Origin of the sequence: Nocardia sp. NPDC058497 (assembly GCF_042720195.1) — a bacterium.
In the GTDB taxonomy this organism is placed as follows: Bacteria; Actinomycetota; Actinomycetes; order Mycobacteriales; family Mycobacteriaceae; genus Nocardia.
Genome location: NZ_JBHXMY010000288.1, coordinates 1 through 7,420, shown reverse-complemented (window position 1 = coordinate 7,420; position 7,420 = coordinate 1). Strand labels below are relative to the sequence as shown.

Annotated in this window: 5 protein-coding genes and 1 pseudogene; 1 reads left to right on the top strand and 5 read right to left on the bottom strand. The window is 69.1% G+C overall.

Features of this window, described 5'->3' with window-relative positions; translation table 11 throughout:
- The 5 genes and pseudogenes from ACFWPJ_RS19395 to ACFWPJ_RS19375 all read right to left on the bottom strand — a co-directional run.
- A pseudogene (locus ACFWPJ_RS19395) lies at nucleotides 1-548 on the bottom strand (phosphoglucosamine mutase); the annotation flags it as partial.
- A gap of 164 nt (nucleotides 549-712) precedes the next feature.
- Nucleotides 713-1,228 carry a 30S ribosomal protein S9 gene (gene rpsI / locus ACFWPJ_RS19390; RefSeq protein WP_378853193.1) on the bottom strand — a complete coding sequence of 172 codons (516 nt, stop codon included), beginning with the start codon at nucleotides 1,226-1,228 and terminating at the stop codon, nucleotides 713-715.
- Nucleotides 1,225-1,668, bottom strand: coding sequence for a 50S ribosomal protein L13 (gene rplM / locus ACFWPJ_RS19385; RefSeq protein WP_022567307.1), 444 nt, complete (start codon nucleotides 1,666-1,668; stop codon nucleotides 1,225-1,227). The genes rpsI and rplM overlap by 4 nt, the downstream gene beginning before the upstream one ends.
- A gap of 178 nt (nucleotides 1,669-1,846) precedes the next feature.
- Complete coding sequence (locus ACFWPJ_RS19380) at nucleotides 1,847-3,175, bottom strand: hypothetical protein (protein WP_378853191.1); 1,329 nt, start codon at nucleotides 3,173-3,175, stop codon at nucleotides 1,847-1,849.
- Nucleotides 3,176-3,248: 73 nt separating this feature from the next.
- The gene (locus tag ACFWPJ_RS19375) at nucleotides 3,249-5,780 is read right to left on the bottom strand and encodes an FHA domain-containing protein (RefSeq protein ID WP_378853189.1); all 2,532 of its coding nucleotides are present in this window, start codon (nucleotides 5,778-5,780) and stop codon (nucleotides 3,249-3,251) included.
- A 99-nt stretch (nucleotides 5,781-5,879) separates the two neighbouring features.
- Here ACFWPJ_RS19375 and ACFWPJ_RS19370 point away from each other — a divergent pair, with 99 nt between their 5' ends.
- Nucleotides 5,880-7,322 carry a metallopeptidase gene (locus tag ACFWPJ_RS19370; protein WP_378853187.1) on the top strand — a complete coding sequence of 481 codons (1,443 nt, stop codon included), beginning with the start codon at nucleotides 5,880-5,882 and terminating at the stop codon, nucleotides 7,320-7,322.
- Nucleotides 7,323-7,420 lie beyond the last annotated feature (98 nt).

Here is a 7,420-nt window from a genome sequence, read left to right as displayed (position 1 = left end):
TGCGCGCTGTCGCCTCCGCCGGTCAGCCGGGACAGGTCCTGGCCGGTGGATTCGAGCAGATGCTCGACATAGCGTTCGTGCGTGCCTTCGACGGTGTAGTCGCCGCGCACACGACCGATGCCCGCGCCGGTCGGGCGCACGGTGACACCCTCGGCGATCAGGGCTTCGATCCGCTGTTCCACGGCGTCGTCGAGCTTGTGCCCGCCCGCCGCGAAGATCTTGATCCCGTTGTCGGGCATGGGATTGTGCGAGGCGGAGATCATCACGCCGAAGCACGCGTCGTAGAGGCCGGTCAGGTACGCCACGGCCGGGGTCGGCAGCACGCCCACCGAGAGGACATCGACACCCGCCGAGGTCAGGCCGGCGGTCACCGCGGCCTCGAGCATCTCGCCGCTGGCCCGCGGATCACGGCCGAGGACCGCGACCGCGCGCTTCTTGCCGCGCGAGAGCACCTGCGCCGCCGCGCCCGCGACGCGCATCGCCAGTTCCGGACTCAGCGAGTCGTTGGCGAGTCCTCGAACACCGTCGGTGCCGAACAGCCGTCCCATAAAACCCTCTACTTGTAGTAGGTCCCCGAATACAGCACGAGAGCAGGCGACCAGCCGTGCTGGAAGCCTGCTCTCGCACACGTGCTCCGCCGACCGGGCCCATCCCCGCTCTCGCGGGGAGCATACCTAGCGGATGCGAAAGACGGCGGTCGACAGTGCGTAAATCAGCGCTTCGAGTACTGAGGCGCCTTACGGGCCTTCTTCAGACCGTACTTCTTACGCTCGGTGGCACGCGGGTCACGGGTCAGGAAGCCGGCACGCTTGAGCGCGGGACGATCCTCCGGGGTGACCTCGATCAGCGCACGGGCGATGGCCAGACGCAGGGCGCCTGCCTGACCCGAGGGGCCGCCACCGACCAGGCGAGCGTAGATGTCGAAGCTCTCGACACGCTCGACGGTGACCAGCGGGGACTTCACGAGCTGCTGGTGCACCTTGTTCGGGAAGTAATCCTCGATGGTGCGGCCGTTGAGCTCGAAGTTGCCCGAGCCGGGAACCAGGCGCACGCGAACGACGGCTTCCTTACGGCGGCCGACGGTCTGCACCGGGCGATCGATCACGATCGGGGCGTAGGTGGCTTCTTCGACGTACTCGGCTTCGTAGCCTTCGCCGTCTTCGACAACCTCGACCACGGTCTCGTCGACCGCGTCGAACTCTTCGTTGAACTCTTCAGGAGCGGTCACTGGGCCACCTGCTTGATCTCGAACGGAACCGGCTGCTGCGCGGCGTGGGGGTGGTTCGGGCCTGCGTAGACCTTCAGCTTGCCCGCGATCGCGTTACCCAGCTTGTTCTTCGGGATCATGCCCTTGACGGCCTTCTCCACGAGACGATCGGGACGGGTCGCCAACACCTCGCCGACAGTGCGCGACTTGAGGCCGCCCGGGTGTCCGCTGTGGTGGTGGATCAGCTTGTCCTGCTTCTTGTTGCCGGAGATGGCAACCTTGTCCGCGTTGATGATGATGACGAAGTCGCCACCATCGACGTGCGGTGCGTAGGTCGGCTTGCCCTTGCCGCGCAGCAGGCCAGCGGCCTGCACGGCGAGACGGCCGAGGACTACGTCAGTGGCATCGATGACGTACCACTTGCGGGTGACGTCACCTGCCTTGGGGCTGTACGTAGGCACAGTCGTTCCCTGTCTGTCGTCGGTGTTGCCGGCCACGGGTGTGGTTCGAGACTGTCCCGGCGGCCGGTGGAGACCCGGGACATCGAAGGGACGCCGATCCGCGAACGGTTCGACGTTCCACACGCCAGCGAGCAACGATACCAGCTACGCATGACGCCACCACAATCGGAACGCTGAGCTAGATCACCACCGGCGGGCCGGGATCGGTCGCGCCCGCGGGCCCCGGGATGAGGTAGCGCAGCGTGTCGATACCGGGGGTGACGCAGGCGTTGTCCTCGATCAGGCCGCCGCCGCGCGCGCTCGCGATGCCCTCGGGCGGGACCGTGTTCGCGTACGGAGTGAACGCGCAGCTCACGAGCTCGCCGTCGGCCGCGGTCGCGGGACCGGTGGCGCCCGCGTGCCAGGCCGTCGCGGCGAGCGCGACCGCGCCGACCATCGCCGGTGCGCCGAAGAAACCCTTCTTCATCTTGCCGAGCAGCTTGCCCCCGCGCTCGTCGTCGGGCTCGTCGAGCGCGTGCCTTCCGCCGGACTGCGCGGGCGGGCCGGCGACGAAACCGGCCGGGCTCGGCGGCTGACCGGTCGGCGCCGCGGGCGGGGCACCCCACCCGACCTGCGCGGCATAGCCCTGGCCCGGGTGCTGGGTCTCGGGATAGTCGTCCTCGTCGAGTTCGGGCTCGGTGACCAGCAGATGCGCCGCGCCGAGCACCAGCGCGTGCATCGGATGATCGGCCACGTGCAGGCGCTGGCCGAGATGGTTCTGGAAGGCCAGCCGCAGCGCGTCGTTGAAGCAGACATTGCCGGCCAGCAGCACCGTCGAGGTGTCGGCGCCGATCGAGCGGGCCGCGGCCATCGCCTCGATCACGACGTTGTCGGCCGAGCGGGCGTCGCGCATCGCCTCGGCGCCGACGGCGACCTCCACCGATTCGGTGGGCTGTTCGTCGTCGCCGTGCACCGCGACGACCAGCAGGGTGCGGCCGTCGGAGTACACGCCGGTGGCGCCGATGCCGTTGCGGTGCCGCTCGCGCGGCGGCGAGACCAGGCCCAGCGCGCGCACGTAACCCGACAGCGCGACGCTCTCCGGCAGCGGCTCGACGACCACGTCGAGCTGCTCGACGAGCGCGGCGTAGGCGTCGACCTTCTCGTCCGGCCAGGTGTCCGGGTACGGCAGCGCGACCAGCTGCGGCTTGCCGCGCAGGTACTTGCCGACCGCGGCCAGCGGGTTGTACAGCCTGGCCCGGAACACCAGCTCCGCGGGCCAGGTGGCGCCCGCGATCACGATCTGCGGGTGCCCGAGGATGTCGCGCACGTCGGCGATCGCCATGCCGAGGTCCGGCCGCTGCCGGTCGACGCCTGCGGTGTGCAGCCTGCCCGCCGCGTCGGCGAGCAGGTAGGCGGGTGGGGTGTAGGTGCCCTCCACCTGAACCGGGCGGATCGGAGTCTCACCGCCGCCCGCGGCAACGGACACCACATCCCACCCCAGATGCAGGGCCCCAACTCGAACGGTCACAGGCTCAAGTGTGCCCGGTCGGCGAGCGACACGCGCATCATGCCCGCCGATATGGCCCTGACCTGGCGATCCCTCATGCCTGGGACTTCTTCAGGCGCAGGCGGCTCCAGGTGATGGCCGCCAGGATCGAGGTGATCACGATGAGCAACACGATGTCGAGAATCCAGATGCCCGGCTTGTGCTCCCACAGCGCGTCCTCCTGTGCACCGATGACCAGCTCGCGCAGATCCACCGTCGACGCGCCCGCGGCATAACCCCAGCGCGACGGGAACAGGTACGACACCTGCTCGAGACCGGCCCGGTCGGTCACCGGGATCAGACCGCCCGCCATCACCAGCTGCACCATGATCATCACCACGAGCATCGGCATGACCTGCTCGTTGGACTTGGCCAGGCTCGACATCAGCAGACCGAACACCACACAGCACACCGCGGTCATCGCGATGACGAGGTACAGCTCGACGCTGCCGTTCGGGATCAGCGCGCCCTCCGGCGGCGCCTTCTTGCCGACCAGCGTGATGCCCACCAGCACCGCCGCCTGCAGAAACGCGGTCACGCTGAACACGACGATCTTGGCCATCAGATACGCCGAGGGCAGCAGGCCGACCGCGCGCTCACGGTGGAAGATCGACCGCTCGCCGACCAGGTCACGCACGGTGAGCGTGGCGCCCATGAAGCACGCGCCGAGGATGAGCACCACGAGCAGCTGCTGTGCCTCACCGCCGCTCGAGCGCGCGAACGAACCGTCGGGCTGCGCGATCAGCGGGCCCTCGGTGAAACCGTCGCTGCCCGGCACCACCAGCGACAACGCGCCGAGGATGAAGGGAAGCACCACGAGGAACGCCAGGTACCCGCGGTCGGCGAAGATCAGCCGCAGCTGCCTGCGGGCCAGGGTGCTGAACTGGCGCATCCCGCTCGATTGCGGCGGCGCGCCCGCGTTGCCCCGCTGTAGCGGCTGGGGTGGCGGCGGTGGTGGCACGTAGGCCTGCCTGGACCGGTAGGCCGCGAAGGCCTGGTCCGGGTTGGCCGCGACCTTGGCGAAGATCTCCGCCCAGTCCGACGTGCCGAGCGCGGCGCCGACGCCACCGGGATGACCGGCGAAGGCGGTCTTGCCACCGGGCGCGAGCAGCACCACCTGGTCGCACATGTCCAGGCAGGCCACCGAGTGGGTCACCACGATGACCACGCGACCGGCGTCGGCCAGTTCGCGCAGCATCTGCATGACCTGCCGGTCCAGCGCCGGGTCGAGGCCCGAGGTCGGCTCGTCCAGGATCAGCAGCGACGGACCGGTGAGCAGCTCCATCGCCACCGACGCGCGCTTGCGCTGACCACCGGAGAGCCGGTCGACGCGGGTGTCGGCGTGCTGGGTGAGCGAAAGCTCCTGCAGCACACCGTCGATCACCTGCTGCCGGTCGGCCTTGGTGGTGTCGGGCGGCAGTCGCAGTTCGGCGGCGAAGCCGAGCGCCTGGCGCACGGTGAGCTGGCGGTGCAGCACGTCGTCCTGGGGGACCATGCCGATGCGGGAGCGCAGCGCCTCGTACTCGGCGTGCAGGTTGCGGCCCTCGAAAGTGACCACACCGCCGGAGGGCTGGGTGCTGCCCGCGATCAGCTTCGACAGCGTCGACTTGCCCGCGCCCGACGGGCCGATCAGCGCGGTGAGCGTGCCACGCCCGGCCTGCATGTTGACATCGACGAGCAGCTGCTTGTTGCCCTCGACGGTGAACCCGACCCCGTGCACCGTCAGGCCCAGCTCGGCGACCGGCTTCTGCCGGTGCGCCAGCGCGCCCTGTGTGACGACGAAGTCGATATTGCCGATGGTGACGATGTCGCGCTCGCGCAGCACGGTGCGCTGCTGTCGATGACCGTTGACGAACGTGCCATTGGCCGACCCGAGGTCCTCGATGACCAGGCCCTCGGCCGAGGACACCAGGCGCGCGTGCTGGCGCGAGGCCAGCGGATCGTTCACCACGATCTGGTTGTCGGAGGTGCGGCCGATGCTCAGCCCGCCGGGCGGGATGCGATCACCCCGCGCCACCGGCTCGGTCGAGGCCGCCTTGCGGACCGGCGGCAACATCGAGGAGTCGGCGCGTCGGGTCATGTTGATGTTGTCCTGCGGCGCCATCGGCTGCGACGGCAACTGCGAGGTGGGCGTGAACTGCGGCTGTTGCTGCTGCTGGACGTGCGGATTGGGCCGCGACGGCGGCGGGAACTGCGGACGCTGCGGCGGCTGGTGCTGCGGCGTCGTCGGCTGTGACGGCGACGCGAGCATCGTGGCGGCGTGCCGCGACGACGGCGCCGCGGGCACCAGATGCAGCAGCGGCCCACTGATTGCGTCCCCCAGACGCACCTGTGTGGGCCGGTCGATCGATACGGGCTGGTTCAGTCTGCGTGCGTCCACGAAAACGCCGTTGGTGCTGCCGTTGTCGGCGAGCACCCAGGCGCCGTTCTGGAAGCGCAGGGTGGCGTGCACGCGCGAGACCAGCGGACTGTCCACGAACAGCGTTACCTCGGGCGCACGGCCCATGGTGATCTGCTGGCTCGCTTCGAAGACTCGTTCGGTTCCATCATGGCGCACGGTGATGGTCTGCGCCCCCGGTGAAGACATGGAGCGGATACTATGCCATCGCCCGGACATCGGCGGTGCCCCCGAGACGGCTTGCTGTCCCGATCCGGCGACCTGTATCCGGCCGACCAGGGGGGATCGATGAAAGGCCAAGCGCTCGTTGCGATCATCGCCGTGCTATGCGCATTGCTGAGCGTGGGTTGCACGCGGGCGATCGATGGCCACGGTGTCTCGATCTACGACGACCCGTTCCAGGTGGCGGGATTGCCGACGACCGGCGGGCCGAACGGGCCGCGGCCGGGGGTCCCCGATTCGACGCTGACCGCGTCCAACGGCGACGGTGGTGACGTCGACGCGCTGGCGCTCAACGCGATCGACGACATCCAGACCTACTGGCAGTCCGCGTTCGGCACCGAGTTCCGCGGCGAGACCTTCGAGCCGGTGGAGAAGCTGATCTCCTGGAACGCCCGCGCCTCCCGCAACCAGGCGATCGAGTTCTGCAAGGAGACCACCTACCACCTGGTCAACGCCGCCTACTGCCGCAGCGACAACTCCATCGGCTGGGACCGCGCGATGCTGCTGCCCACCATGACCGAGACCTTCGGGAAGATGTCGGTGGTCATGGTGCTTGCCCACGAGTACGGCCACGCCATCCAGACCATGGCCAAACTCGTCACCAAGAAGACGCCGGTGCTGGTCAAGGAACAGCAGGCCGACTGCTTCGCCGGCGCGTTCATGCGTCACGTCGCCGAGGGCAAGTCGAAGCATTTCACGATCAACACCTCCGACGGCCTGAATTCCGTTCTGGCCGCGACTGTTTCGATCCGCGACTCCGACCCCGACGATCCCGAGAGCGTGCACGGCTCGGCGTTCGAGCGGGTCACCGCCGTGCAGATCGGCTTCACCGACGGCCCGCGCGGCTGCAAGGGCATCGACGACGAGGAGATCGACCAGCGCCGCGGCAACCTGCCGCAGAGCTTCTCCGGCGATCAGGGCCGCGGCGAGTTCCCCGTCTCCCAGGCCACCCTGGTCGAACTGAGCAAGGCACTGCAGGCCATCCTGCCGGTCGAGGACGCACCGTCCTACGACTACTCCGGCGCCCGGATCGACTGCAAGGACGGCGCGGTCACCGAACCGGTCACCTACTGCCCCGCCAAGAACGTCATCGCCACCGACGTGCCCGGCCTCGCCGAACGCGGCTCGGTCGACACCGACGACGACGGCCCGCTCCCGGTGAAGGTCAGCGGCGACTACAACGGCTATGTCGTGTTCATCTCGCGCTACACCCTCGCCGTCCAGCGCAGCAACAATCAGCAGCTGACCGGCGCGAAGACCGGCCTGCGCGCGGCCTGCCTGTCCGGTGTCGTCACCGGCAAGCTCGCCCAGCCCGGCCGCCCGGCCGACCAGGGCGACATCCAACTCTCCGCGGGCGACCTCGACGAAGCGGTGTCCGGCCTGCTCACGGATGGTCTGGCCGCCAGCGATGCCGAGGGGAAGACCGTCCCGAGCGGGTTCTCGCGTGTCGATGCGTTCCGGGCCGGGGTTCTCAACGGCGAAACCACCTGCCTGTCGCGATACAGCTGAGTTGTTGGAGCGCTGGCGCGCTCGAGTCGCGGCCCCTCCTGTCCCGCCGGTCAGGCACCGGTGCTTGCTCCTTCGTCGCCTACGCACCGGCACCTGAC